General features: G+C 41.7%; 26 protein-coding genes. 18 read left to right on the forward strand and 8 right to left on the reverse strand.

Annotated features, from left to right (window positions below; translation table 11 throughout):
- Positions 1 to 153 precede the first annotated feature (153 nt).
- The 9 genes from H6F42_RS18665 (at position 154) to H6F42_RS18700 (ending at position 2525) form a co-directional block, all read left to right on the forward strand.
- Positions 154 to 429: a type II toxin-antitoxin system PemK/MazF family toxin gene (locus tag H6F42_RS18665; protein ID WP_199289168.1), complete on the forward strand. Its 276-nt coding sequence runs from the start codon at positions 154 to 156 to the stop codon at positions 427 to 429.
- A gap of 151 nt (positions 430 to 580) precedes the next feature.
- Positions 581 to 790 (forward strand): hypothetical protein, encoded by a 210-nt coding sequence (locus H6F42_RS18670; protein WP_190400890.1) that lies wholly within the window; start codon positions 581 to 583, stop codon positions 788 to 790.
- Positions 780 to 1040: a type II toxin-antitoxin system RelE/ParE family toxin gene (locus H6F42_RS18675; protein ID WP_190400891.1), complete on the forward strand. Its 261-nt coding sequence runs from the start codon at positions 780 to 782 to the stop codon at positions 1038 to 1040. Before H6F42_RS18670 ends, H6F42_RS18675 begins: the two co-directional genes overlap by 11 nt.
- Complete coding sequence (locus H6F42_RS22170) at positions 1041 to 1163, forward strand: hypothetical protein (protein WP_277873899.1); 123 nt, start codon at positions 1041 to 1043, stop codon at positions 1161 to 1163.
- 103 nt (positions 1164 to 1266) lie between these two features.
- The gene (locus tag H6F42_RS18680; protein WP_055077700.1) at positions 1267 to 1488 is read left to right on the forward strand and encodes a DUF433 domain-containing protein; all 222 of its coding nucleotides are present in this window, start codon (positions 1267 to 1269) and stop codon (positions 1486 to 1488) included.
- Between the two features lie 3 nt (positions 1489 to 1491).
- Positions 1492 to 1809, forward strand: coding sequence for a hypothetical protein (locus tag H6F42_RS18685; RefSeq protein ID WP_190400892.1), 318 nt, complete (start codon positions 1492 to 1494; stop codon positions 1807 to 1809).
- A 21-nt stretch (positions 1810 to 1830) separates the two neighbouring features.
- On the forward strand, positions 1831 to 2061 hold the full coding sequence (locus H6F42_RS18690; RefSeq protein WP_190400893.1) for a hypothetical protein: 231 nt from the start codon (positions 1831 to 1833) through the stop codon (positions 2059 to 2061).
- A gap of 4 nt (positions 2062 to 2065) precedes the next feature.
- Positions 2066 to 2275 (forward strand): hypothetical protein, encoded by a 210-nt coding sequence (locus tag H6F42_RS18695; protein WP_190400894.1) that lies wholly within the window; start codon positions 2066 to 2068, stop codon positions 2273 to 2275.
- Positions 2265 to 2525, forward strand: a complete 261-nt coding sequence (locus tag H6F42_RS18700) for a type II toxin-antitoxin system RelE/ParE family toxin (RefSeq protein ID WP_190400895.1) — start codon at positions 2265 to 2267, stop codon at positions 2523 to 2525. The genes H6F42_RS18695 and H6F42_RS18700 overlap by 11 nt, the downstream gene beginning before the upstream one ends.
- A 223-nt stretch (positions 2526 to 2748) precedes the next feature.
- Here H6F42_RS18700 and rnc read toward each other — a convergent pair whose 3' ends face one another.
- The 4 genes from rnc to H6F42_RS18720 all read right to left on the reverse strand — a co-directional run bounded on the left by rnc (position 2749) and on the right by H6F42_RS18720 (position 6018).
- On the reverse strand, positions 2749 to 3432 hold the full coding sequence (gene rnc, locus H6F42_RS18705; RefSeq protein ID WP_190400896.1) for a ribonuclease III: 684 nt from the start codon (positions 3430 to 3432) through the stop codon (positions 2749 to 2751).
- An 85-nt stretch (positions 3433 to 3517) separates the two neighbouring features.
- The gene (locus H6F42_RS18710; RefSeq protein WP_190400897.1) at positions 3518 to 3826 is read right to left on the reverse strand and encodes an HNH endonuclease; all 309 of its coding nucleotides are present in this window, start codon (positions 3824 to 3826) and stop codon (positions 3518 to 3520) included.
- 418 nt (positions 3827 to 4244) lie between these two features.
- Positions 4245 to 4496 carry a hypothetical protein gene (locus H6F42_RS18715; protein ID WP_190401006.1) on the reverse strand — a complete coding sequence of 84 codons (252 nt, stop codon included), beginning with the start codon at positions 4494 to 4496 and terminating at the stop codon, positions 4245 to 4247.
- A gap of 166 nt (positions 4497 to 4662) precedes the next feature.
- On the reverse strand, positions 4663 to 6018 hold the full coding sequence (locus H6F42_RS18720; RefSeq protein WP_190400898.1) for a nicotinate phosphoribosyltransferase: 1356 nt from the start codon (positions 6016 to 6018) through the stop codon (positions 4663 to 4665).
- A gap of 743 nt (positions 6019 to 6761) precedes the next feature.
- On the opposite strand from H6F42_RS18720, the gene H6F42_RS18725 reads away from it, so the two are divergent.
- Positions 6762 to 7541 (forward strand): DUF4079 domain-containing protein, encoded by a 780-nt coding sequence (locus H6F42_RS18725; RefSeq protein ID WP_190400899.1) that lies wholly within the window; start codon positions 6762 to 6764, stop codon positions 7539 to 7541.
- A gap of 16 nt (positions 7542 to 7557) precedes the next feature.
- On the forward strand, positions 7558 to 8601 hold the full coding sequence (locus tag H6F42_RS18730; RefSeq protein WP_190400900.1) for a DMT family transporter: 1044 nt from the start codon (positions 7558 to 7560) through the stop codon (positions 8599 to 8601).
- Between the two features lie 269 nt (positions 8602 to 8870).
- On the opposite strand, the gene H6F42_RS18735 is transcribed toward H6F42_RS18730, so the two are convergent.
- Together H6F42_RS18735 and glnT are read right to left on the reverse strand one after the other, a co-directional pair.
- On the reverse strand, positions 8871 to 9785 hold the full coding sequence (locus H6F42_RS18735; protein ID WP_190400901.1) for a hypothetical protein: 915 nt from the start codon (positions 9783 to 9785) through the stop codon (positions 8871 to 8873).
- Positions 9786 to 9994: 209 nt separating this feature from the next.
- Positions 9995 to 11302: a type III glutamate--ammonia ligase gene (gene glnT / locus H6F42_RS18740; RefSeq protein WP_190400902.1), complete on the reverse strand. Its 1308-nt coding sequence runs from the start codon at positions 11300 to 11302 to the stop codon at positions 9995 to 9997.
- Between the two features lie 192 nt (positions 11303 to 11494).
- Here glnT and H6F42_RS18745 point away from each other — a divergent pair, with 192 nt between their 5' ends.
- The gene (locus H6F42_RS18745) at positions 11495 to 12145 is read left to right on the forward strand and encodes a Uma2 family endonuclease (protein ID WP_190400903.1); all 651 of its coding nucleotides are present in this window, start codon (positions 11495 to 11497) and stop codon (positions 12143 to 12145) included.
- A gap of 13 nt (positions 12146 to 12158) precedes the next feature.
- Here H6F42_RS18745 and H6F42_RS18750 read toward each other — a convergent pair whose 3' ends face one another.
- Complete coding sequence (locus H6F42_RS18750; protein WP_190400904.1) at positions 12159 to 13163, reverse strand: alpha/beta fold hydrolase; 1005 nt, start codon at positions 13161 to 13163, stop codon at positions 12159 to 12161.
- Positions 13160 to 14188, reverse strand: coding sequence for a fatty acid desaturase (locus H6F42_RS18755; RefSeq protein WP_190400905.1), 1029 nt, complete (start codon positions 14186 to 14188; stop codon positions 13160 to 13162). The genes H6F42_RS18750 and H6F42_RS18755 overlap by 4 nt, the downstream gene beginning before the upstream one ends.
- A gap of 425 nt (positions 14189 to 14613) precedes the next feature.
- Here H6F42_RS18755 and H6F42_RS18760 point away from each other — a divergent pair, with 425 nt between their 5' ends.
- The 6 genes from H6F42_RS18760 (at position 14614) to purM (ending at position 23964) form a co-directional block, all read left to right on the forward strand.
- Positions 14614 to 16917, forward strand: coding sequence for an ATP-binding protein (locus H6F42_RS18760; protein ID WP_190400906.1), 2304 nt, complete (start codon positions 14614 to 14616; stop codon positions 16915 to 16917).
- Between the two features lie 5 nt (positions 16918 to 16922).
- Positions 16923 to 17426 carry a response regulator gene (locus H6F42_RS18765; protein ID WP_190400907.1) on the forward strand — a complete coding sequence of 168 codons (504 nt, stop codon included), beginning with the start codon at positions 16923 to 16925 and terminating at the stop codon, positions 17424 to 17426.
- Between the two features lie 270 nt (positions 17427 to 17696).
- Positions 17697 to 20258: a response regulator gene (locus H6F42_RS18770; protein ID WP_190400908.1), complete on the forward strand. Its 2562-nt coding sequence runs from the start codon at positions 17697 to 17699 to the stop codon at positions 20256 to 20258.
- Positions 20259 to 21161: 903 nt separating this feature from the next.
- Positions 21162 to 21746, forward strand: a complete 585-nt coding sequence (locus H6F42_RS18775; protein ID WP_190400909.1) for a cell division protein SepF — start codon at positions 21162 to 21164, stop codon at positions 21744 to 21746.
- A gap of 148 nt (positions 21747 to 21894) precedes the next feature.
- Positions 21895 to 22689 (forward strand): pyrroline-5-carboxylate reductase, encoded by a 795-nt coding sequence (gene proC, locus H6F42_RS18780; protein WP_190400910.1) that lies wholly within the window; start codon positions 21895 to 21897, stop codon positions 22687 to 22689.
- A 243-nt stretch (positions 22690 to 22932) separates the two neighbouring features.
- On the forward strand, positions 22933 to 23964 hold the full coding sequence (gene purM / locus H6F42_RS18785; RefSeq protein WP_190400911.1) for a phosphoribosylformylglycinamidine cyclo-ligase: 1032 nt from the start codon (positions 22933 to 22935) through the stop codon (positions 23962 to 23964).
- The last annotated feature ends 64 nt before the right edge of the window (positions 23965 to 24028 follow it).

The following is a 24028-nucleotide window of genomic DNA, read 5'->3' on the forward strand; positions in this document are numbered from 1 at the left end:
CCTGCGTTATACTCTGACCAGTTGCGGATCTGATATTGCTCTTTCATTGGCTGTTTTGCCATCCTTATTTATATTTAATCTACCCTTCCATCCCTCTTTTATGCAACAACGCCTAAAAATATCGTCATTTTAGTTAAATATCCATTTTCAGATTTGTCTAATGCGAAGGTTCGTCCTGCTGTTATTATCAATGCACCACATAGCTCTCAAGACATTCTAATTGTGCCATTAACCAGCAAAACAGGCTCTTTGCTTGATGGAGAGTTTGTCCTTGCTGACTGGGCGGCAGCAGGACTTAACGTTGTTACAGCAGTTAAACGTGGTATCTATACTGTAAATAGAAGTTTAGTTATTAAGACTATTGGGAAGTTGGCTGATGTTGATATTAGGAGGCTTGAGCAATCTTTGAGAATTTGGCTAGGTTTATAATTACAACCCGATCGCCTAAATCTCTACATCAAACAGCGATCGCCCCTTCAACACCCACAAAACCTGATCGCCTAAATCTCAACATCAAATAGCAATTATATTGACGGCTAAGTTAAAATTAGTTAAACCCAAGTAGTAGATCCTTAGTGCTATGCAGATAAAAGAACTCACTACCGAACAGTTTCGTTTACTAGTTCGTGAAGTTGTAATTGAAGTGCTAGAAGAATATATCGATCTAGATGAAGGTAAGAAGTTAAAAAAATCGGTTGTGGAACGTTTATTACGACAACAACATCAACCAACTGTTATTCCTGCGGCTCAAGCTATGCAATCATTGGGGCTGAATTGGGATGAGTTATAGTATTGACTTTACTTCTGAGGCGATCGCGGATCTTGCGATAATTGATCGCACTAATCAAATACGGATAGCTCGTAAAATCAAGTGGTTAGGCGAGAATTTTGAACAAATTACACCTCTATCGCTTTCTGGTAATTTATCAAGCTTTTTTAAGCTGCGTGTTGGAGATTATCGAGTTATTTATGCGATCGCCCAATCACAAAAAAGTGTCATTATCCATCAGGTCGGGCATCGTAGAGAAATTTATGATTAGATGAATGATCGCCTAAATCTCAACATCAAACAGCGATCGCCCCTCAACCCCACAAACCCGATCGCCAATCCCCTCAAATCAAACAGCGATCGCCCCTCACCACCCACAAACCCGATCACCTAAATCTTAAAATTAAACAGCTAGCGCCTAAATAGTCAAGTCTTACTTTAAAGTTGGTTTATAATCGAGTTGTTAGGTATATTTTTACTTTGCAGAGGTGTAGTATATGAGGCATTGGGAAAGTCTAGATGCTATAGAAAGAGAACCTTATAAAGTGAGTGGTGCTTGGGTATTTCGGAAGACGCGAGTTCCAGTTTCGGCTTTGTTTGAGAATTTGCGCGACGGTGCAACAGTAGAAGATTTTTTGGAGTGGTTTCCGCCTGTACAAAGATCGCAGGTTGAGGCTGTACTGAACTATGAGCTTGATATGCTAGCTGAGGCGGCTTAGATTATGAGGATTCTTTTCGATCAGGGAACTCCTGTACCTTTGCGTCAATATTTGACAGAACATTCTGTGACAACTGCCTATGAAGAAGGTTGGTCTAACCTGTCGAATGGAGACTTGCTCAAATCTGCTGAAGATAAGGGATATCAAATATTTGTGACAACGGATCGGAATTTACGCTACCAACAAAATTTGAGCGATCGCCAGATTGCTATTGTTGTTTTGCTTTCTACCTCATGGCCAAAGATTCGGACACAGACTGAAAAAGTTTGTGATGTCATCAATGCAATTAAACTTGGCGATTACGTTGAGGTTCCTATCTAATTTGCATTGTAATAACAGCGATTGTCCCACAACACCCACAAACCCGATCGCCTTTTCCCCCAAATCAAACAGCGATCGCACCCTTCATCACCCATAAAACCCGATCGCCTAAATCTCAACATCAAACAGCGATCGCCTCTCTCCACCCATAAAACCCGATCGCCTATTTCCCCACATCAAACAGCGATCGCCTTGCTAATTTATATTGACGATTACGTTAGAATTAATGCAAAACAAGTAGTAGAGCCGTAATGTTATGCAAATAAAAGAACTCACTACCGAACAGTTTCGTTTACTAGTTCGTGAAGTTGTAATTGAAGTGCTAGAAGAATATATCGATCTAGATGAAGGTAAGAAGTTAAAAGCATCGGTTGTGGAACGCTTATTACGACAACAACATCAACCAACTGTTATTCCTGCGGCTCAAGCTATGCAATCATTGGGGCTTAATTGGGATGAGTTATAGTATTGATTTTACTTCTGAGGCGATCGCTGATCTTGCGAAAATTGATCGCACTAATCAAATACGGATAGCTCGTAAAATTAAGTGGTTAGGCGAGAATTTTGAACAAATTACGCCTCTATCGCTTTCTGGTAATTTATCAAGCTTTTTTAAGCTGCGTGTTGGAGATTATCGGGTTATTTATGCGATCGCGCAATCACAAAAAGGTCTCATTATTCATCAAATTGGACATCGCAGGGAAATTTACGATTAGATAAATGATCGCCTAAATCCCCACATCAAACAACGATCGCCCCTCACCACCCACAAACCTGATCGCCTATTCCCCAAATCAAACAGAGATCGCCTCTCACCACCCACAAACCCGATCGCCTATTTCTCCACATCAAATAGCGATCGCCCCTCAATACCCATAAAACCCGATCACCAAAATCCTCAAGTTAATCAAAACACCAATTGTTTTTGGAATTGAGTATTTAAAGCAATCCCCGCTTTTTCAGTTTTGCCAGAGCATCAGCAGCAGCTTCTTTTTCAGCATCTTTCTTGTTGCGACCTTTGCCTTCACCATAGATTTTTCCACTAACGTAGACTTTGGACAAGAATTCGGGAGCATGAGACATTCCGCCAACCTGCTCAGTTTCGTACTTTGGAGGAGTTGTTGCTCCATTTGCCTGCACAAATTCTTGAAGTTTATTTTTGGAATCTATACTGGAGCGAATAACCATGACATCTTTTGGGACAGAGTCAAATAGTTGCGCTATTAAAGGACGAAGTACATCGATATTACGCTTATTATCTAAGTAATAAGCGCCAACAACCGCTTCAAATGTACTGCTCAGAATATTAGGATTGGTATAACCACCTTCTCTTTTTGCGCCTTCTCCCAAACGGATTCTAAAATCTAGTCCAACTTCAGTCGCAAATCGAGCAAGTTGCTTTTCATCCACAAGTGCAGAACGTCTGCGAGTCATTTCATCTTCTGCCATTTCAGGACTTTTCTCATATAGATATTCTCCACTAATAAAATTAAGAATGGCATCTCCAAGAAATTCTAGTCTTTCATTATGTTCAGATTCATCTAAGTTTTCATTTACAAAAGAGCGATGAGTAAGCGCACGACGAAGTAATTTTTCGTCATTGAAAATCAAAAGTTTATGCATTTTTATCGAATTTATTTGTTAGAAATATAGTTGTTTAAATCAACTAAAACCTAAATATAAAATTTAGGTTTTAGTTATACAAAAGCTATTTGCCAGAGCTGTTCAAGGATGAACTTCTATGCTTTTGTGGAGCAGGGAAAGAACTATGACCTTGAGGAAAACTAGATGGCTTCTTAAGTGGTGGTGGTACGGGATTGTTACCGCGAGCTTGATTACATGGTTTACAAGCAATTTTCAAATTGTCGTTGCGGTTAGAGCCGCCTAAACTTTTAGGCACAAAATAATGCTCAATAGTGCGATCAAGTGGTGATAAAAAACGACCACAGTAGCAACAATAAGAACCATCGCGAAGGGCAATTTGTTCTCTCTTACGACGCGCTTTTTTGCTGTTCATAACATGTTGATCCTCTCAACTTATAGGGTTGGATTAGCAACAAAATATCAGTTAAATTAAATACAAACCTATTCCTACAAAGGGTAGAATTAGAAATTATATTTGCTGGTAAACGTCTTAAGTAATCTACGCGCTCCTCTCGATCTAATGCATATTTTATGCATTGAACTAATATCGCTTTAAGAATAGTAAACTACTCATCTCTCAGAAATGCTAGTTCAAGATATAAACTATCCATTAAATCGAGAAAAGTGCGTAGATTACTTAAGACGTGCACCCAAGCTACTGAATATTTCGCTTGCATAATTCAAATAAAACATGATCAAACTTATTTGTCAATAGTTTATAAGAAGAAATTTAATGAGTTGTTATTTTAATTGTGACAAACAAGTTTACAGATTTTTAATATGTTGGGCGATCACTGCATCAGTTTTTTACCTTCCCAAATAATTACCATATTTTTAAATAATCTTCCATCGCAATACTGGAAATTAAACTCTAATTTCATGACTTCCAGACTAACCGTTTGACCTAAATCTGCTTGTCGGATACCTTCTCGCAAATCTGACATAAACTCGCGATCGCTTAAAATTTCCATTATTTCCATCAAAGAAGCAAACTGCTGCATACTCAGAGCAACAATTACAGGCTTACCATCTTGCGTGATAATCGCTGGACTTGGAGGCTCTTAGATAGCGTTGGAATTGTTCCTGCGCCTCAGTAACAGTCAAATAATTAACCTAGTCTTTTACCTAGAGTTATTAAGATTGCACGATATCCAGTCAAGCGATCGCCATAAAATACGGTAGGCTAATGACCAAGACAAGATGTTTATTTTACTTATTCAAGCTTCTAGAGATAGCCACAGGAATTGTCTCTGGGTTAGCAATACTGCGAACTTCTTGAGGTAAAGACTTCACAGAATTACGGGTACGTTGAGCGATCGCATCTAAATCATCCAAAGACTTCAACAGTTCACCATCGTGCATGATTAGTTCTAGTAAAGATTGCTCATTGGGTTGAGGAATCTCGGAAATATGGGTGAGGCGATCGCCCTTCACAATTCCATTCTCAAAACTGCGCCAGATTTGCTTGCGACCAGCGATCGATTGCTTACCGCTTGATTTTTTGGAAACAGGAATATTATCAATTTCTACTAGTTTATAGACTCCATTTACGGGTGCACCTGTGACCAATTTTGTGCCGATGCCATACCCATCAATGGGCGCTCCTAATGCTTTGAGGCGAATAATCTCAGCTTCGTCAATATCGCCACTGGCAAAGATCGCAGCATCAGGTAGAAGGGCTTTTACTTCTTTAGAAACTGTTGCCATATCTCCTGAATCAATGCGAACTCCTTTTACTTGCATCTCGCCAGATTTGACTTTTTCGGCAAGATTACGAGCAGCAGCGATCGTATCGAAGGTGTCGATTAAGAGCGAACTATTAGGAAAAACTTGATGAAAAGCGCTAAAAGCTTGGGCTTCACTTCCTTCGGTGGCATTCAATGCCATGACCAACGCATGAGCCATCGTACCGCTTGGTTGTCTACCTAGTTTCAGTGCTGCTAACACATTGGAAGTAGCATCCATTCCTGCGGCGAGTGCTGCTCTTGCCGCCCAGAGTGAGGCTTGAGGACTGAAGGCTCGTCTAGTGCCAAATTCTAAGAGAGTAATGCGATCGCCTGCAACATCACGTATTCTGGCGGCTCTAGTAGCAATCAGAGTTTGATAGTTGATTGTATTTAAGAGATAAGTCTCAACTAGTTGAGCTTGCCAGAGTGGAGCTTCGATTCTTAGGAAAGGTTCATTGGCAAACATCGCTGTTCCTTCGGCAACTGCCCACAAATCTCCCTCAAAGCGGAAGTTTTCCAATAATTCCCAAAAGCGGCGATCGGCATTAGCGAAGATTCCTGTTGCTTGTAAAGCGGCGATTTGCTCAGAGGTGAAATGAAGATTTTGCAAGTATTCCACCGCTTGAGCGATACCCATCGCAATTAGGTAGCCAAATCCTTCGGGAAGGCGACGCACGAATAATTCAAAACTTGCTCGCTGGCGATCGCAGCCTTCGCGCACATAGCAAGCACCCATCGTCAGTTGATAAAGATCGGTGAGCAGTCCATATTCATCCGTCGCAATATTTAGCGTATTGGATTTCAGTCTGACAGCAGGATTGGCAGTTATAGCGCTCATGACTTTGGTGGGGGTAGAGGCTGGTATATTTCTATTATAGTGGTTTTCACCAAAATTGCAAGCGTATTTCTGGTTTAACAGCATCTAAATCCTGCTTGTCAAAATTATTTTTATCCATGAGGTTATTTTTTATGGCAATCCTCAAAAATTTGGCAACACTTTTGTGAATTGCTATATAGGATTAATCCAGCAAGGTTTTCTTAAAGCCAAAAATGGCTGCGCCATTTTTGGCTTTGGTATTAAAAATAGTTAATGACAAGAAAAAAATGGGTATTTGAAATCTACAATAATTATAGTAATTTTAAACTTAAATATTGAGCGTTTTTTTTGCAAGAATATTGAATAAATGCCACCGTTACAAGCTTTGCCTATTCAGGATTTCTCAATCCTTCAGAAGCTAAAGTAAGAAAACGCTGCACGGTGCAAAGTTCTATTTTTCATTTCTTCAGCTAAGTTATCAATTAGAAGCGATCACGCCATAGTCCGAAACCCAAGGAGCGAATTGAAATTCTTTCGCTAAGAACTTAATAAAGCAGCTTATTTTAGCGGGATAGAATCGACTGCGACGATGCAATCCATCGCTTATTCTAAAATGACGTATATCATATTCTATTTTGCCTAATCCGTTATTCACTGGAAAGGAAATCTGCCATAAGATTGAAAAACTGCTATAGGATAATTAGATACTGACATAGATAACCCTACAGACGGCTGTAATTTGACGTTATTCTTGGATTCTCAAAATGGAACTAGACGACTTTTTTGCTTTAATACACCCTGCGATCGCCGTAATTGTCGTTTTTCCTTTAATTGGCATTGTGACCCATCGAGCTTGGCAAGTTCGGCAACGCCGCCTACAAGTTATTAGTGGCGAAAAAAGCAAGGTTCCCCCAATTGTGGGATCTGAGCATGTGGAGATCGGCAACTGGTTGAGTATGGCTGTCGTAAGTGTTGCGCTCTTGGGTATGGCTTATCCGATTATTTCCAGATTCCTCAAAAACGATATTTTCTCTAAAGAACCTACACGCGCATTTTTAGTAATAGCTATTTTTATCGCCACTATTTCAACCTTTACATTTTTATTTAAAACGAAGGTAAAAATATGGCGTAATATTTTTGCGATCGCCACTTCAATGGGATTGATTGTGTTAGGAGCGCAGCCAGAAGTATTTAGGAGAGATAATGAATGGTTCTTTTCTCATTATTACTATGGAATTGCCGCCGCAATAATCATGATCTTTTCAGTGACTATCACTCAAGATATCTATAAAGACAAGCAAAATCGCTGGCGGTATATCCATGTCATTCTCAATTGCTTCGCTTTGATTCTATTTATGGGTCAAGGAATGACTGGTGCTAGAGATTTACTATCAATTCCTTACAGTTGGCAAAAGGAATTTCTCCGCCAATGTGATTCCAAAACTAAAACCTGTCCAAAATCGACAGCATTTTTAAGAAACGAACCAAGCTATACATTGTCTATCCTTAAGGCTCCTGCTCTTCACGTTTCGCGCGATCGCTAGATTCTAATTAAAGTTAATGAAAATTAGTAATATTCCAAAAATCTTAAACCAAACTCCCAGCTATTTCTACCTTGCAATTGCGGTCTTAATCTTTGCTTCTTCCAACTCGATTACTCGCAAAATTGTTGAAGTTGGGAATCATAATCTGATCGATGGCAGAAATCCAGTTTCCCTATGTAATGTTCTATTTGTCGGGAATATTTGTGCGCTTGGATTAATGATCCTGATTTTTCATAAACACTGGAATCGAGCGAATCTCAAGGCTCTAACTCGTAAGGACTGGATTAGCTTAACCATGACAGGAATTTTGTCAGGGGCGATCGCTCCTGCATTTGTTTTTACAGCCTTGGGAATAACGAACATCACCAATATTGTTTTAATTGGTCGAATTGAGCCAATTTTAACTTTAATATTAAGCGTTTGGCTTCTATCTACTCCCCTTAATTCTTGGATAATTTCTGGTTCAATTGTTTCCTTTTTGGGTATTGCCACAACGGCTCTCCTAACTTCTTCTGCCCAAAAGATCGCAATGGGGGGATTGCAGTTTGGAACAGGGGAGATCTTAGTCGCTTTAGCCGCAGTTATCACTTCCATTTCTACAATCCTCAACAAATTGCAATTGCGATCTATCCCACTCGGTATTTTCATGATTTACCGCAATATTGTTGGCAGCGTTATCTTTTTTTTATTAGCAAATATTCTCTACGGTGCTGTTCATTTTATGGATATTTTTTCTCCTTTACTTTGGCAATTAATGGTGGTCTATGCTTTGCTAATCGTTGTTTTTGGTCAGCTTTGTTGGCTAACAGGTTTAAGAAAAGCGTCTGTCACCGAACTTAATTTAGCAAGTTTATGTAATCCAATTATTGCAATTATGATGGCTTACTTGATTTTAGGAGAAGTACCGACTCAAGCTCAATATATAGGAGGAAGTTTACTATTAGTGGGATTTGTTTTCAGCTTTATTGGCAATTTCCGACAAGCTAAAATTCATCAAGATTTATTAAATCCTAATCTTAGTAAGGCGATGGAAACGGTTGTAGGTTTTAAAGGAGTTTAGAAAGCAAGGTCTGTTTGTTATCAATGGGCTTAAAGAATAAAGGCGATCGCTTTTGCCATCAGTTCATAGGTTGCGCGATCGCCCAGATTCTCATCTAAAAATTTGTCCATCAGGGAATTCATGCTCAGCAATACGAGAGTTTACACTCAATTTAGCAATGATTTGATATTTCAGCTAACCGTTTCTTGCTAGGTTGATAACCGATTATTTGTTCTGTTACTCATGACTTATCTTATCTGACAAATATTTTATCTTCTTCAATCTATAAGCTACATATCTTTAGGAATGGGAGCGGTAGGATCATAACGAGATATCCAAACACACTGCTCTGTTCCTTTATCCCATGCTAAAGCAATAGAAAAAACTTCATCACCTTGATAAAAGTTGATAAATTTTGGACGAAAAACATGGGTTTTCTGAAAAGCAGCTAAATCTGAAGGAGTACCTGCGACCATAAGCTTTAATTCTATTCCTCCAAGATTAATTGTAATTCCACTAACTAAATTATTTTTCGTTATTAACCCAAAAGAAGCTTCAGCGATGGTACTCATTTTAAATTGGAATTGCTCATCTGAAGTAAATTTAGCGGGTAAGTAAAGTCCATAAGGAGGATTGAATGAAGTATCAAAAAAATATTTTAAATAACAGGGTAATGTGTAATTATCTGGGTTAATGTTGGTGATTCTTGAACGATATGTTGCAAATAAAGCTTTAAGGAGCCAACGCTCAATATCAAATCCTGCAAAAAAATATAGGCTTTGAGAAGATTGTATTGAGCCATTCAAAATCTTCTCTATTAAACTTATAGTTTTAAAAAGGCGGCTAGCTTCTGTATCAATTGGACTAAAAGCTGAATTGTGTCGTTTACAAAGACACTTAGTTTTTAGAGAATCACTTTGAATTGAGTGTGTTCTGGAGAAATTAGAGCCATTAATAGAGATTTTATCATTTGAGATATTTCTTAGTACTGATGCAGAGAGGATATGTTCACCAGACATATTTCCTCCACAGTCATTCTGATCCGACAAGAAGCACTTTTTTAAAGATAAACCTGTTCTAGGGGGCTTAGGAATAATGTTTTTGTGGGATAAGCGAATATGCCCATTTTGAAGACAGCATTCTCCAAAAGCTCTACCACTTCCACATCCACAAGGAGACTCTGGAGGAACAACTAGCGTAAACATCTAAGTATCATTCTTACGTGCATTAATATTTAACAAAGATAGCTGATAATGACAGACTAATGAAATTTACAAATATGTTTCTTTGTTGTTCATTAAAAAGTCAGTTCTTTAATACTTATTTTGGTACAAGTTTCAAAAAGAGGCGATCTAAGTTGGTTTGATATCTAAGCGATGTAAAATCGCCACAACTTGTGCGTTGCCCATCATAATTAGCAATCTAAAGTATGTTCTAACTCCCAAGGACTAATGCGAGTACTATAATCATTCCATTCGCGTTGCTTTAACTTGATGTAGGATTGCACGAATTCTGAACCTAAAGCATCGGGCAGAATTGTATTTGCTTGCAAACATCGCAGCGCATCTAAAAGATTAGCTGGCAACTGTTTCACTGTGCCGAAGGGAAGCGGATCGGTGTAGGAATTATTGTCATGGCGTTGACCTGCTTCGCGTTGATGTTTGATGCCATCGAGACCACTGGCGATGAGGGCAGCAGGGAGGAGATAGGGATTAGCGGCTCCATCGGCGAGACGGAACTCAAAGCGACCTGCTTCGGGAATGCGGATCATGTGGGTGCGATTGTTGCCTGTGTAGCTGATTGTGTTCGGAGACCATGTTGCGCCAGAGTTGGTGACGGGGGCATTAATCCGCTTATAGGAATTGACGGTGGGATTAGTAAAGGCGCAGACGGATTCGGCGGAATGCAATACGCCGCCGATAAACTGATAGGCGAGGCTGGATAGACCGAGTTCTCCTTTTGCGTCATCAAAGAGATTCGTACTTCCCTCTAAATCCCAAATGGAGAGATGGGTATGGCAGCCGTTGCCCGTTAAGTGAGGAAATGGTTTGGGCATGAAGGTGGCGCGGAAGCCGTGTTTTTCCGCGATCGCTTTGACCATATATTTAAAAAAGGCATGGCGATCGGCTGTGACTAAAGCATCAGCGTAAGTCCAGTTCATCTCGAACTGACCATTCGCATCTTCATGATCGTTTTGATAGGCTCCCCAACCCATCGCTAACATCGCATCGCAGATTTCGGCAATGATATCGAAGCGGCGCATCAGGGCTTGTTGGTCGTAGCAGGGCTTGCTTGCGCGATCGCTTAAATCGGAGATATTTGTACCATCAGCAGAGAGCAGGAAATATTCGCATTCCACACCTGTTTTAACGCGATAACCGAGGGCTTCAGCTTGGCGCAGGGCTTGCTTGAGAACATAGCGTGGGGCTTGTTTGACGGGTTCGCCATTCATGTAGAGATCGGCGGGCATCCAGCCAATTTCGGGTTGCCAAGGTAAGGGGAAGAGACTAGTGCGATCGGGAATGGCAAAGAGGTCAGGATCGGCGGGTGTCATGTCGAGCCATGTGGCGAAACCTGCAAATCCTGCGCCATTGGCTTCCATCGAGTCAATCGCTGCGGTTGGCACTAATTTAGCGCGTTGCACGCCAAACAGGTCTGTGAAGGAAATGAGAAAGTAGCGAATTCCTTTGTCTTGAGCAATTTCAGATAAAGCCTTAGTCATAGTATGTATCTCTCAGCAAAGGAGATTATTACTCAAATCAAAATGCAGTCTCGTATCAATCTTGTCAATAATATTTCAATGAACCTTTCTTGCGGCGAATTTGTTTTTTGCAACCGATTTTTTCTGATCGGTGTGGCTAGCGTAAACTGTAAATAGCGATCGCTGGATGAGTAAAGTTTAGGAGATATGCAGATGACCACACTATTACGAATCTCACAGATTGAAACCTTAGCAGGGCAAAGTACAGTCCTCCATGATATTGACTGGAAACAATTTGAATCTATCCTCCAAGACCTTGGCGACAAGCGCAGATCAAGAATTGCTTATTTAAACGGTGTATTAGAAATTGTCATGCCCTTACCTGAACATGAAAAAATTAAAGTTTTGATTGGAGATTTTGTAAAAGCACTTCTTGAGACAAGGGAGATCGATTTTGAAGGGTTTGGCTCCACGACCTTCAAGCGCATTGACAAACTCGCAGGACTAGAACCTGATGATTGCTTCTATATTCAAAACAATGTCACGATGCGTGGTATCCGCAAACTAGACATGACCATCGATCCTCCACCTGATCTCGCGATCGAGGTAGATGTAACTTCCAAAACCAAGTTTGATGTTTACCGTACCCTTGGTGTACCTGAACTCTGGCTATACGATCAGACATTAAAAATTTATATATTGCATGATGGCGAGTATGTCGAATCAGAATTAAGCCCTATTTTTGGGACTATCCCGATCCGCGATGTCATACCACAGTTTTTAGAAATTAGCTTTCAACAAGGACGCAGCGCAGCTATGAAGGCTTTTCGAGTATGGATGCAAGAAAATTTATCCAATTCATGACTAGTAGAAACGCTTACCTGCTTAGCAATTCCCAAACTGCTTGACGGATAAATTCGGCATCTTCATGATTTTGGTAGGGATTGCCAGCACGATGTCCCCAGATTGAAGGAATGGAAAGGTATGAACTATTAGGAATGAGTGCTGCCTCGCGATCGCAATCTTTGGGAGTGAAATATAAATCTGTAGTACTAGGCATAACTAGAGTTTTCGCTTGAATCGATCGCAAGGCAAGCTCATAATCTTTTTGATAAATAGGATTATCACTGACATCACACCTGAGCCAAGTATCAAGCATTGCCATCAAATTTCGCGGATCGCGCTTGCGATAGCCAGATTCCCAACCACGCAGGAGATAATCTTCAAGAGATTCATAACCAAACTGGTAATACAAACCTTCGCGATAAAAGGCTTGGGAGGCAGCCCAACTTGCGTAAATTCTGGCAAAGGTGCGAAAGCCGCGATCGGGAATACCATCAAAACCAGTTCCATTCCAAGTCGGATCGGCTGTGAGGGAATATCGCAAACTCTCTAAGAAAATGCGATTGTGATCGGTGGTTTTCGCCGTGCCGCAAATTGCCGCTATGCGTTCAACGCGATCGCTATGTAATGCACCCCAATAATAGGCTTGCTGAGCGCCCATCGACCAGCCGTAAACTAGGGCTAAGCGCTCGATCCCAAAGACTTCACGCAGCAATTGCTCTTGAGCCGTGACATTATCTAGATGGGTAAACCAAAAAACCTGCTCGGCTAAGCCACATTCTGCACAGTTACTAGGCGAACTCGATAGCCCATTCCCAAACATATTGATGATGATTACGAACCATTTTGTCGGATCGAGAATGCCATCGGGTCGCACTAGCCATTCAATATCTGGGTGTTGCGCTCCGTAGGAGGTGGGATAGAGAATTACATTGGTGCGATCGCTATTTAATTCGCCATAGGTTTGATAAACCAGTTGTGCTTGCGGTAAGGTTGCCCCGCACTGAAGCTGAAAGTTCTTAATCGTAAAAGTATTCATGCTACTGAATTCTCAGTCTTCGCGTCAAAATTAGCGATGATTTGACGATGGACGTTGATGTAGCCATTTTCGACACATTCAAAATGGAAACTTAATTTCGCGTGGGCTGCGCCTAATTGATGGAAGGGAATAGAAGCATAGAGATGATGTTCGGCATGGTAGGAGATATTCCAAATTAGGAATCGAAAGGGCGCTAAGGTAAGCGTGGTACGGGTATTAGTGAGCATATTGTCGGTATTAGGGCGATCAGTATGCTCGGCTAGTAGTAATAATCTTAAAATCGGCTGACCGACTGCGAGAGGAAGCATCCAGTAGGTAATGAACCAAGGCTGTTGGAAATATACAGAAATGGCGATCGCCACCGCATAAACCAATAACTGTAAACGAGTCGAGCGAATGACTTCTGCACGGGAGCTTTCAGGAATAAATGGACAATTGTCTAAGTTGCCGATCGCTGTGAGGAAATGTCTCCGAAACTTGCCGATCCACCAATTAATCCCGCTAATTTCGATGATATATTCCCTAAGATTAGTAGGTTTGAGATCGCTTAATTCAGGATCTTTATCAGGGATTTGCGTATAGCGATGATGCCACTTATGATAAAGCCGATAGAAAGTACCGTTATAAAGAGATAAAAGCCCTGCGAACCAACAAAGAATATCATTGGCGCGATTATTTGTAAAAACGGTGCGATGGGATGCTTCATGTAATGGCGCAAACATGATTGCAAAGCTAAAGCCATAAAGCACTAATGCAGGTAAAGCAATGTACCAGCGATCGCTAAGATTGACCATATTTGTACCCCAGAGATAGCCGCTACCCGCCATTACTGCTAAATGGGCTACTAGCTGCAAGGTTCCTTTTAAATTCGACTTCGTATTTAAAACATTTAATTCTTGAGGCGAAAGAGTTTGGCTATATCTAATATTTGATGAGATAGACTTTTTGGTATCAACGCTTTGATTAGTAGATAGAGAAGAAAAATCTATGGGAGAATCTATTGATTGAGGATCATGGGAAAACATAACGACAAAAACACCTTGTAATTGTTAAAAGAGTGAATATAAAGTATTGTCAGCAGCTATTTTTAATCAAATCTCCAAAGGAGGAAGAGGGGAGGGAAAGTTTCCCATAATATTTAGTCACTAATCAGTATCTTGTAAAAGTTATTCTAAATAAGTCAAAGTTAATACTAAATGCCAGACTATAGCAAAGTAAGTTTTGCTTAGGACATAAAACCTAAAAAGCAAGTTGCGGCGCGAAGCGCCGCAACTTGCTTTTTGGGTTTTGATTTATACTGGCGAACTCTTACTTTGCTGTAAAACCATAGCTTTTAGGGTTTTATACTTAGTTGCGATAGCTACTTATAGAGAAAGTTTAACTATAGTGGAGACAGTGATTTATCTGGGAAAATATTAAAGTATAGTGAGATGAAAAGCCCATAGCTGCAATGAATTTAGGAATCAATAATCTAGTTACCGAGTTAGAACCAGTTAGTCTTACTAATTGCGATCGCGAGCCTATACATATACCGCGATCGATTCAGCCTCATGGAGTCCTGATGGTTCTGACTGAAGACGAGCTAAAAATTGCCCAAGTAAGTGTCAATAGCTTTGATGTTTTAGGAATTATTCCCGAAAATTTACTCGATCGCCCCTTAGCAGATTTTATAAATAGCGATCGCCTCGACTCTATTCGCGATTGCCTAGCTCAGAATTTTGAAAATATCAATCCACTAGATATCAGCTTTGATATCCCCGCATCGGAGCCACTTAAATTCAATGGTATTGTCCATCGTTCTCTTAATGGCAAAATAGTTCTGGAGTTGGAGCCACTTATGGCTAACACAGAAAGTAATTTCTTTCAGTTCTATCACCAAATCAAAAACACTCTCACCAAAATCCAAACAGCCCCAAACTTAACAGAACTCTGTAATCTAATCGTTCAGGAAATTAGAGTCATTACAGGATTCGATCGCGTGATGATCTATCGCTTTAACGAGCAAGGTGATGGTACGGTCATTTCTGAGTCTAAGCAAAAGGAGCTAGAACCCTTTCTAGGAATGCACTATCCCGATACAGATATTCCCAAACAAGCGAAGCATCTCTACACCCTTAACTGGCTCCGCCTAATTCCTGATATTGGCTATGAACCGAGTAATCTAGTGGGCGATCGCGATAATTCTATTCCACTGGACATGAGCTATTGCAATCTTCGCTCCGTATCGCCAATCCACATTGAATATCTCAAAAATATGGAAGTAGCTGCTTCCATGTCAGTTTCCTTAATTCAAAAGCAAAATTTATGGGGTTTGATCGCTTGTCATCACAATACACCCAAGTTTATTCCCTATGAAATTCGCACAATTTGTGAATTCTTAGGACAACTCATGTCTACGGAATTAGCCAACAAAGAAGCTAATGAAAATCTTGATTACAAGCTGCACCTTAAAAATATTCAAGGTCAATTTGTGGAACGCCTCAGCAAAGCTAATAACTTTGTAAGAGAACTTATGAGCGATCCCGAAGCCTTATTAGCCTTGACGGGGGCTACAGGCGCGGCGATATGTGAAGAAGGAGAAATCACTTTATTGGGGCAAACTCCTCAACTCGACCAGATAAATTCTCTCTTAACTTGGCTTCCCAAGCAATTGAAACAAGATATTTTTGTTGCCAATGCTCTATCCTTTTTATACCCTGAATCGGAGGAATATAAAGCCGTCGCTAGTGGACTCTTAGCAATGGCAATTTCCAAGATTCAACATCGCTATATATTGTGGTTCCGTCCTGAACTCTTGCAAATGGTGACTTGGGCGGGAAATCCAGAAAAACCTAAACGATTAGAAGAAGATGGCTCGATAACGATCTTTCCGCGTCAGTCTTTTGAAGCTTGGCAAGAAACGGTAAGTGGTTCCTCTCAGCCTTGGATGGACTGCGAAGTGGCGGGGGCGATTGAGTTACGACAAGCGATCGTAGACATCGTGCTACGCCAAGCGGAAGATCTAGCCCATATCAATGTGGAATTGGAGCGTAGTAATAGTGAGCTAGATTCCTTTGCTTATATAGCTTCCCATGATTTAAAGGAGCCTCTGCGCGGTATTCATAACTATGCTACTTTCTTATTAGAGGATTATGGCGAAATCCTGAAAGATGATGGAGCGGATAAACTCCATACCTTAGTGCGTTTAACTAAAAGAATGGAATCTTTAATCGATTCTTTGCTGAAGTTTTCTCGTCTGGGCAGACAGGAATTGCAGATGTCGCCGATCGCCCTCGATCAACTGCTAGGAAATGTGAAAGAGTTATTTGACATGAATCCTCAATGGCAAAATTGTCAAATTCGCATTCCCCGATCGCTGCCAACGGTCTTAGGCGATCGAGTTTTACTTGAAGAAATCTTTACTAATCTCATCTCTAACGCCTTTAAATATAACGATCAAGCTGAAAAATGGGCAGAAATTAGCTGGCAATATCACGTTACCCCTAATCTCCCAGAAGTCGGTGATGAATCCATAACAGAATCAAAATTTGTCACTATTTTCATCCGTGATAATGGTATTGGCATCCGTGAGAAGCACCTTGATGCTGTTTTCCGCATTTTTAAGCGACTGCACGCCGCTAATAAATACGGTGGCGGCACTGGGGCAGGGCTAACCATTGTCAAAAAAATTATCGAACGTCACGGAGGAAGTATTCAAGTACAATCTACTTACGGGAATGGGACTGTGTTTTTCTTTACTTTGCCTATTCAATAAATTAAATGCTTTTGGATTCTCCTTGGGACGATCAGATTCATCCAGTAATTGCCATTGTCGAAGATAGTGACGAAGATTTTTATAGTTTTTTACGTGCTACCCAAAAGCTGAATTTACAAGAGCGATCGCCATACAACCTTGTAAGGCTTCATGATGGGGATGACGCTCTAGATTACCTATTTCGTCAGGGGGAATACGAAGGGTTAACGGCTCCCCCACCTGTCGCCATTTTGTTAGATCTCAATCTCCCCAATACTGATGGTCGCGAAGTTATCTATCAAGTCAAGCTAAATCCTGATTTACGCACGATCCCCATTATTGTGCTGACTACTTCTAATAGTCTTCAGGATATTCAAACCTGTTATCAGTGCGGCACTAATAGTTACATGCTAAAGCCTATAGGGATTTCAGAAATGCAACAAACTGTTCAAATTCTCTTTCAACATTGGTTCCAGTTAGCCGTCCTACCCACTTACAGCGCTTTTCGCTCAAGCCCGAACCAAGAATAAATTTGCAAGCGTTGCGAAGCAACGCTTGCAAATTTATTCTTGGTTCGTTTGAGCGAAAATGGCTGTATGAACTATTTACTTTCCAGATAAATCAAGCTAGATGGGACGTGAAATGTCGCTATTTCCTTTAAAAAACGCAATATAGCAGTGTAAGAGATAGAAATTAGGACAAATCAAAACTTTTTTCCTGTAGATAATGATTTCTTGATAAATATAGTATGATTATAAAGTAAACAATGTTTATATAAATATTAACAACTCCTATTCCTAGTGTCTACCAGTATACTGATTTTAGAAGACTCTGAAACAGACCGCTTCACTTACATCCGCTACTTAGAGGCAGACGCAGAAGCGTCTTACCGTATCCTCACCGCCGAAACCTTTGAGGAAGGTTTAAGTCTGTACCGATCGCAAAAACCAGATATTATTTTAGTGGACTTTTCTCTGCCCGATGGGAATGGGCTAGATTTTTTAGAAGCGATTAGTCCAGATGTGTTAGGAAGCAATTTATCGGCAATCATGCTGACAGGGCAGGGGGATGAACGTACCGCAGTTAAAGCTCTAAAACTGGGAGCCTCAGATTATTTACTCAAAGGCGATGTGACCGCAGTTTCGCTATTAACTTGTGTGCATCAGGTACGCGATCGCCTCGCACTTATTAATCAACTTCAGCAATCTCAACAACAGCAAGCCGTGATCGCGGCGATGACCCTTCGCATTCGTCAATACATTAATTTAGAGGACATCTCCAATGCGATCGTCAAAGAATTGCGAAATTTTTTAGCCGCCGATCGCGTCCTTATCTATCGGTTTAATCCTGACATGAGTGGCATGGTGGTTGCCGAAGCGATCGTCCCACCTTGGAAGCCCTGCATCAATATTCAAATTCACGATAATTGTTTTCAAGGAAACCTTGGTGAAGCCTATCGAGAAGGGGATTTTTTTATCGCAGCCGATATCTATGACGCGAACCTGAGCGAAAGCCAGCAGCAGATTCTAGAGAGATTTCAGGTACGTGCTAGCCTCGTCATGCCGATTCTCTTAACCAATGATGATCAGGCTCGGCTGTGGGGATTATTAATTGTGCATCAATGCTCGACTCCCCGCCAATGGGCTGCAACCGACATCCAGTTACTACAGCAGTTATCTGTCCATTTGGCGATCGCCCTGCAACAAGCCGAGCTTTACGATAGCCTTCAAAATCTCAATATATCCTTAGAGCAGAAAATTGCTGACCGTACTCAAGAACTCCAATTTCAAAATCAAGTTCTAGAAAAAATCCATGATGGCGTAGTTTCCACTGATCTCACTGGCAAAATCCTCAGTTGGAACCAAGGCATTGAAAAACTCTTTGGTTACACAGCCGCAGAAATGATCGGGCAGAATATCGAAATATTCTATGAAAGCAAAGCCTATTTCCACGAAAAAGTAATTCAGCCCTTATTAGCTCACGGCACTAATGAGATTGAGCATATTTTCAAAACAAGATCAGGCAAACAAATTTATATCAGTTTACGCCTGTCCGTAGTGCGCGATCAGGAAGGGAATATTATTAGCCTCATGGGTTGTTCTAATGACATTAGCGATCGCAAAGAAGCCGAAACCAAACTTCATCGAACTAATGAAGAACTCATCCGAGCCACACGCCTCAAAGATGAATTTCTTGCCAATATGAGCCATGAACTTCGCACTCCCCTCAATGCCATCTTGGGAATGTCTGAAGCTCTACTCGAGCAGATCATGGGAACTCTCAACCCCAAGCAAATTCAATCCATCAACTTAATCGAAAAAAGCGGACAGCATCTCCTCGAACTGATCAACGACATTCTCGATCTCTCCAAAATTGCCTCTGGCACAATGGAGCTAAATCTCGAAGCCACTTCCGTAGAAAAACTTTGCCAGTCTAGTTTAGCCTTCATCCGCCAGCAATCCTTCCAAAAAAATATTCAAATCCATAGTCAAATCGCTCCCAATATTAAGGACATCATTGTTGATGAACGCAGAATCAAACAGTCACTCATCAACCTCCTCAGTAATGCCGTAAAATTTACCCCTCCCAATGGCAAAATTAGCCTTCTCGTATCAATTAGCTCCGACCCTAACTGGCAAACCAATCCAAACGCCCCTTCTCCCCAATCAATGATCCTATTTCAGGTCAAAGATACAGGAATTGGCATTGCCCCACAAGATTTATCCCGCCTCTTCCAACCCTTCAGCCAGCTAGACAGTAGCCTCAATCGTCAGTATGAAGGCACTGGCTTAGGGCTAGCAATGGTCAAACAAATTACTAACCTGCATGGCGGCACTGTAGATGTCCAGAGTCAACTGGGGCAAGGTAGTTGTTTTACAGTCGCCTTGCCCTATAGCGCTTACCCCGCGATCGCTGCCCAACCCACTGACCCTAAACCCTCATCCCCATCGCTAGCGATCGCCACTGAGGCGATCAATTCTTCGGCGATCGCCCCCCTCGTCCTCCTCGCCGAAGATAATGAATCTAACATCACCACCGTTACTGCCTACCTCTCCGCATGCAACTATCGCCTGATCCAAGCGAAAAACGGACAAGAAGCCATTAAACTCGCCCAAATCCATAACCCCGACATTATCCTCATGGATATTCAAATGCCCATGATGGACGGGCTAGAAGCCACTCGCCTAATTCGTGCCAATCCCCAAATAGCCCATATCCCCATCATTGCCCTGACCGCCCTCGCCATGGAAAACGACAAAGCCAATTGTTTAGCCTCAGGAGCCAATGACTACATGGCTAAACCAATCAAGCTCAAACAACTCCATCAAAAAATCCAGCAAATGCTAAATATAGCAACGTAAGAGATAGCTAGAACAAATCAAAACCCAGAAGATGAGTAGCAGCGCGAAGCGCTGCTACTCATCTTCTGGGTTTTATGTCCTAAGCAAAACTTACGTTGCTACAACTTGCCACAAATTACCTAAGTAGCGGGGCATATCGTGTTTTACATGCCCCCCAGCCATTCCGAAAATTTATACTTGCTATATCCCCCTAAACCTGTTATAAGTTTTAGCGTTCTGAGCTAAACAAAAATTTCGCCCATTTCAACATTGATAGAAAGTTTATTCTGTTAAATCGTTGTAATTTTTGTAGCGTAGAATACTTTGCAGACATTTAATCAATATTAATAGAATTATACCGAGCAATCAGGGCTAATTTTATTCTCAAAAATAGCTAGACAACTCCATGTTACGTTGCTAATGTTTTGCGACAATTTAGTACAAATGACTTCGAGAGTATATCTATTTAAGCCAATCTAAATGTTGATATCATATCCTCCGATTATCATCATTTAGGCTCACATAGACACTCTTAATGTGAACGAGTTTAGTTGTGTGAATTCGTTATTTGGTAACAAATTCGCACAATTATTAAAAACTTGTTAAGTATTAAAAGGATATCTTCATAGGTTAATACTTAGCCTAAGTAGTTCATCCCTATATATGACAAGGCGTTGTCCACTAAAAGTCGTATTTTGTCGCATTTGAAAAATTTAACAAGTTTGTCTATCTTTTTTCCCTGTTATCGGTTAAAGTTTGCGGGTAAACAATTTGTCAATACTGTTTTAAACAGAATTGATGACCCAAGATATCTAGACAAAGCAATTTTTTGCTTTATTAGATTGCACTCCTCATCTAGTCTAGAAATATAATGTTTCGGTTTCCAAGCCCAAACTGAGGAGCAAACACTAGGAGTTAATTACGATGGGAATTTTTACAAAGCTCAAGGATTTTGTTGGTTTAAATGAAGCTCAAGAGTACGAATATGAGTACGATGAAGCCTCAGCCCGTGAATACCAAGACATCTATCAAGAAGACAATGGCGCGATCGCTCCAGAACCAGAAGAGCCTCAAACTCGTCGTACCCGCGAACGCCCCACAGCCCTAAGAGCAACTTCTGAAGGTATGAGCAACGTAATTGGTATGCCAGGCGCTGCAAATGGTTTGTCCCAAGTAATGGTGATGGAACCTCGCAGTTTTGAAGAAATGCCTCAAGCAATTCAAGCATTGCGTGAACGCAAGTCCGTCGTTCTTAACCTCACCATGATGGACCCCGATCAAGCTCAACGCGCTGTTGACTTCGTTGCAGGCGGAACCTATGCTCTCGATGGTCATCAAGAACGTATTGGCGACAGCATTTTCTTGTTTGCACCTTCCTGCGTACAAGTCACCTCCCAATCGACTGTATTAAATGACGTGCCGATGACCCAGCCTCGCGTTGTCCGTCCCACCGCAGCACCAGCTCCAGCATGGGCCGCCGAAGCACCTGTAAGCCGTTTTGCACAATAATTCTTGCGAAATAATCCTTAGCAAAAATCCTGCTAGTTATAGCAATCGCCCTTATGATTAAAAACGATCAAAAACCCAGAAGGTAGAGGCGGCGCTTTGCGCCCCATCTACCTTCTGGGTTTGTAGTTAGTTAATTATTGGTGAATTCTTGAAAGTGCAACTCGGTATTGTCGGTGGTGGTGTAATGGGAGAGGCAATCTTGTCTCGACTTATTGCTAGCAATATTTACCAACCATCCGATGTCTGTGTTAGTGATCCGATGCCAGAGCGTCGCGAAACCCTAGCAAAAAAATATGGTGTGCAAGTTACACCTAATAACTTGGTAGCTGCGGAAGCTGAAATCATGCTTTTAGCAGTTAAACCTCAGTCGCTTAATGTGGCTGCAATTGGTCTAGCAAATGCTCCTGCACCTTGTGTTGTTTCAATTTTAGCTGGTGTGACATTGGCTCAGTTGGAAACGATGTTTCCTGACAAAGCAATTATCCGAGCAATGCCAAATACACCAGCGCAAGTCGGTGCAGGAGTAACTGCAATTTCACCTAACTCATTAGTTACGCCCGACTATTTAGAGGCGGTAAAAAGAATTTTTGGCGCGATCGGCACAGTGGTAGAAGTTGCCGAATCATTGATGAATGCTGTCACAGGGCTATCGGGTTCTGGTCCCGCCTATGTGGCATTGGTGGTAGAGGCGATGGCGGATGGTGGTGTTGCCGCAGGTTTGCCCAGAGCGATCGCTATGCAATTAGCCACCCAAACAGTTTTAGGCACAGCGCAATTATTAACCGAAACGAAGCTTCATCCTGCTCAACTCAAGGATCAAGTAACCAGTCCTGCGGGAACAACGATTGCGGCGATCGCGCAGCTAGAAAAAGCAGGATTACGTTCTGCGATGATCGAAGCCGTACTGGCGGCAACTCGTCGAGCCGATGAGTTAGGCAAATAGTATTTCCCAGAAATGAGTTGCCGCGCATTGCGCCGCCATTCATTTCTGGGGTTTATGTCCTAAACCAGATTTATAGCTGTGGTTACTTAAACTCAAAAAGCGAGTTGCGGCGCTTCGCGCCGCAACTCGTCTTCTGGTTTTGTGTCCTCACAAGAATGGCAACAGCTATACATTGCTATAGTAGTTCTCTGAAGCTTTGCGTTGCTGAGCTTTAGAAAATCATGAAAATGGGAGTTAGAGGTTTTGGATTATCGTCAGGCGGGTGTAGATATCGAAGCAGGTCGCACCTTCGTGGAAAAAATTCGTGACTCAGTGGCGAGAACCCATCGTGCTGGAGTATTAGGCGATCTTGGTGGTTTTGGAGGCTGTTTTGAAATCCCTGCTGGCTATCGGCAACCCGTTCTGGTTTCAGGTACGGACGGTGTTGGCACAAAGCTCAAAATTGCTCAAGCCGCCAATAAACACGACACGATTGGCATTGACCTTGTTGCCATGTGTGTTAACGATGTGTTGACCTCTGGAGCCGAGCCATTATTTTTCTTGGATTATCTAGCCACAGGCAAGCTGGAACCCGATCAACTCGCCGAGGTCGTGAAGGGGATCGCCGATGGTTGCCAAATGGCAGGCTGTGCCTTACTTGGTGGTGAAACTGCGGAGATGCCCGGATTTTATGGCGTTGGCGAGTATGATGCGGCAGGCTTTTGTGTGGCGATCGCTGAAAAGTCAGAAATGCTCAATGGTACACAGGTAAACATCGGTGATGTGGTCATCGGTCTCGCTAGTTCAGGTATCCATAGCAACGGTTACAGCCTTGTCCGCAAGATCATCGAAACCAAGGGCTATAGTTGGGGCGCGAAATTAGCTATTTCTCCTGAAACCGAAGATTTAGCCCTAGCCGAAGTATTTCTCACGCCCACCCAGATTTACGTCAAGCCTGTGTTGGCGGCTCTCAAAGCCGATCTAGGTATTCATGGTTTGGCGCACATCACAGGTGGCGGCTTGCCCGAAAACTTGCCCCGTTGTCTCGGCGAAGGTCAAGCTGTCAATATTTTCCGCCATAGTTGGGAAATTCCTGCCCTATTTCAATGGCTCCAAGCTCAAGGGGAAGTACCTGAACTGGATATGTTTAATACTTTTAATATGGGTATTGGTATGGCGGCAGTCGTTGATCCCCAGAAAGTAGATCAGGCGATCGCCTATTTCCAAACCCAAGGCTTTACCACCAATCGCATCGGTGAAGTTGTCGCAGGTACGCGATCGCTTAATTTTGTCTAGTTTTTTGAGAGAGTGCATTCTCAGCTATAAGCCATAAAAAAAGCGGTGCTTTGCACCGCTTTTT

This window comes from Pseudanabaena sp. FACHB-1998 (assembly GCF_014696355.1).
In the GTDB taxonomy this organism is placed as follows: domain Bacteria; phylum Cyanobacteriota; class Cyanobacteriia; order Pseudanabaenales; family Pseudanabaenaceae; genus Pseudanabaena.

Bases quoted from the DNA above. Each gene is read 5' to 3' on its own strand.
- H6F42_RS18670 (WP_190400890.1), top strand. From the start codon at position 581: ATGCAGATAAAAGAACTCACTACCGAACAGTTTCGTTTACTAGTTCGT.
- H6F42_RS18675 (WP_190400891.1), top strand. From the start codon at position 780: ATGAGTTATAGTATTGACTTTACTTCTGAGGCGATCGCGGATCTTGCG.
- H6F42_RS22170 (WP_277873899.1), top strand. From the start codon at position 1,041: ATGAATGATCGCCTAAATCTCAACATCAAACAGCGATCGCCCCTCAAC.
- H6F42_RS18680 (WP_055077700.1), top strand. From the start codon at position 1,267: ATGAGGCATTGGGAAAGTCTAGATGCTATAGAAAGAGAACCTTATAAA.
- H6F42_RS18685 (WP_190400892.1), top strand. From the start codon at position 1,492: ATGAGGATTCTTTTCGATCAGGGAACTCCTGTACCTTTGCGTCAATAT.
- H6F42_RS18695 (WP_190400894.1), top strand. From the start codon at position 2,066: ATGCAAATAAAAGAACTCACTACCGAACAGTTTCGTTTACTAGTTCGT.
- H6F42_RS18700 (WP_190400895.1), top strand. From the start codon at position 2,265: ATGAGTTATAGTATTGATTTTACTTCTGAGGCGATCGCTGATCTTGCG.
- rnc (WP_190400896.1), bottom strand. From the start codon at position 3,432: ATGCATAAACTTTTGATTTTCAATGACGAAAAATTACTTCGTCGTGCG.
- H6F42_RS18710 (WP_190400897.1), bottom strand. From the start codon at position 3,826: ATGAACAGCAAAAAAGCGCGTCGTAAGAGAGAACAAATTGCCCTTCGC.
- H6F42_RS18720 (WP_190400898.1), bottom strand. From the start codon at position 6,018: ATGAGCGCTATAACTGCCAATCCTGCTGTCAGACTGAAATCCAATACG.
- H6F42_RS18725 (WP_190400899.1), top strand. From the start codon at position 6,762: ATGGAACTAGACGACTTTTTTGCTTTAATACACCCTGCGATCGCCGTA.
- H6F42_RS18730 (WP_190400900.1), top strand. From the start codon at position 7,558: ATGAAAATTAGTAATATTCCAAAAATCTTAAACCAAACTCCCAGCTAT.
- H6F42_RS18735 (WP_190400901.1), bottom strand. From the start codon at position 9,785: ATGTTTACGCTAGTTGTTCCTCCAGAGTCTCCTTGTGGATGTGGAAGT.
- glnT (WP_190400902.1), bottom strand. From the start codon at position 11,302: ATGACTAAGGCTTTATCTGAAATTGCTCAAGACAAAGGAATTCGCTAC.
- H6F42_RS18745 (WP_190400903.1), top strand. From the start codon at position 11,495: ATGACCACACTATTACGAATCTCACAGATTGAAACCTTAGCAGGGCAA.
- H6F42_RS18750 (WP_190400904.1), bottom strand. From the start codon at position 13,163: ATGAATACTTTTACGATTAAGAACTTTCAGCTTCAGTGCGGGGCAACC.
- H6F42_RS18755 (WP_190400905.1), bottom strand. From the start codon at position 14,188: ATGTTTTCCCATGATCCTCAATCAATAGATTCTCCCATAGATTTTTCT.
- H6F42_RS18760 (WP_190400906.1), top strand. From the start codon at position 14,614: ATGAATTTAGGAATCAATAATCTAGTTACCGAGTTAGAACCAGTTAGT.
- H6F42_RS18765 (WP_190400907.1), top strand. From the start codon at position 16,923: ATGCTTTTGGATTCTCCTTGGGACGATCAGATTCATCCAGTAATTGCC.
- H6F42_RS18775 (WP_190400909.1), top strand. From the start codon at position 21,162: ATGGGAATTTTTACAAAGCTCAAGGATTTTGTTGGTTTAAATGAAGCT.